Raw genomic sequence first — 709 nt, 5'->3', positions numbered from 1 at the left:
AACTTATATTTTTACACTTGCATTAATAATTGTGATTCTAACATATAAAAAAAGCTCTTAACATATTTTAATATAGGATTGTGTATGACCCACACTTTTACAACTCCTCCCAAAGCATCTAGAATCACTCATAAAGAAGTATATCATGGTATTTTACGTGAAGATCCTTATCATTGGCTACGTGCATCTAACTGGCAAGATGTTTTTAAAAATCCTAACTGTCTTGATCCCAATATTCGATATCATCTCGAAAAAGAAAATGCTTATCAAGTGGCTCAAATGGCTGATACAAAGCCTTTAAGGGATTTGCTTTTTACTGAAATGAAAAGTAGGATCCAAGAGAATGATAGTTCAGTTCCTATAAAAAATGGACCTTTTGCTTACGGATTTTCTTATGTTACCGGAGGACAACAACCACATTATTTCCGGACACCAAGGAATGGTGGAGAACGACATGTTTACCTGAATGGTGATCTTTTAGCTGAAGGTAAAGAATATTTCAATTTTGGTTCAGTTCAAGAATCTCCTGATCATAGATATGTTGTATGGACCTATGATGATAAAGGATCAGAATTCTATACAGCTAAAATTCGTCATTTAGAAACATTATCTGATTTTACGGACACCATAACTGACACATCCGGACAAATTGTGTGGGATGCTCAATCTGAAGGTTTTTTCTATACAAGAGTGGATAAAAATCACCGAC

General features: G+C 34.3%; 1 pseudogene. It reads left to right on the top strand.

What is annotated here, in order from left to right:
• Window positions 1–84: 84 nt before the first annotated feature.
• Window positions 85–709 (top strand): annotated as a pseudogene (locus tag BN338_RS10070) (S9 family peptidase); the annotation flags it as partial.

Source organism: Bartonella queenslandensis AUST/NH15 (assembly GCF_000312585.1).
Classification (GTDB): Bacteria; Pseudomonadota; Alphaproteobacteria; order Rhizobiales; family Rhizobiaceae; genus Bartonella; species Bartonella queenslandensis_A.
The sequence above is the reverse complement of the archived record's forward strand: the minus strand, read 5'-3'. Positions and strand labels throughout refer to the sequence as shown.